Origin of the sequence: Listeria cornellensis FSL F6-0969, from assembly GCF_000525855.1 — a bacterium.
GTDB lineage: Bacteria > Bacillota > Bacilli > Lactobacillales > Listeriaceae > Listeria_A > Listeria_A cornellensis.
Window position 1 is genome coordinate 1 of sequence record NZ_AODE01000087.1, and the last position, 596, is coordinate 596.

The following is a 596-nucleotide window of genomic DNA, read 5'->3' on the forward strand; positions in this document are numbered from 1 at the left end:
CGAGAGTTTGTAACACCCGAAGTCGGTAGGGTAACCATTTATGGAGCCAGCCGCCGAAGGTGGGACAGATAATTGGGGTGAAGTCGTAACAAGGTAGCCGTATCGGAAGGTGCGGCTGGATCACCTCCTTTCTAAGGAAAAGGAAACCTGCTTTTGTTTTATCTTTTGTTTTGTTCAGTTTTGAGAGATTAATCTCTAGTTAGTGGTAAGCACTTTTTTCTTACTAAAGAAAGAGGCGCTTTTTATTGACGGGCCTATAGCTCAGCTGGTTAGAGCGCACGCCTGATAAGCGTGAGGTCGATGGTTCGAGTCCATTTAGGCCCACTTTCTCTTCGAAAGAAAGAGTCCACTAATGTTAAAAATCCCATTCATGGGGCCTTAGCTCAGCTGGGAGAGCGCCTGCTTTGCACGCAGGAGGTCAGCGGTTCGATCCCGCTAGGCTCCACCAAAGAAAGTTGTTCTTTGAAAACTAGATAAGAAAGTTAGTAAAGTGCGGTATAAGTCGTTGACTTGTACCAACCAAGTAAGAACTGAGAATCAACTGAAAGTAACCTTTCACCTAACGGATACGGCCATCGCTGGCTCGTAGAGGTTAG

At 46.1% G+C, this 596-nt stretch carries 2 tRNA genes and 1 rRNA gene; all 3 read left to right on the forward strand.

Annotated features, from left to right (window positions below):
* Nucleotides 1-131, forward strand: a 16S ribosomal RNA gene (locus PCORN_RS16830); the annotation flags it as partial.
* Nucleotides 132-250: 119 nt separating this feature from the next.
* Nucleotides 251-324, forward strand: a tRNA-Ile gene (locus PCORN_RS16835).
* A 48-nt stretch (nucleotides 325-372) separates the two neighbouring features.
* Nucleotides 373-448 (forward strand) — tRNA-Ala (locus tag PCORN_RS16840).
* Nucleotides 449-596: the final 148 nt, after the last annotated feature.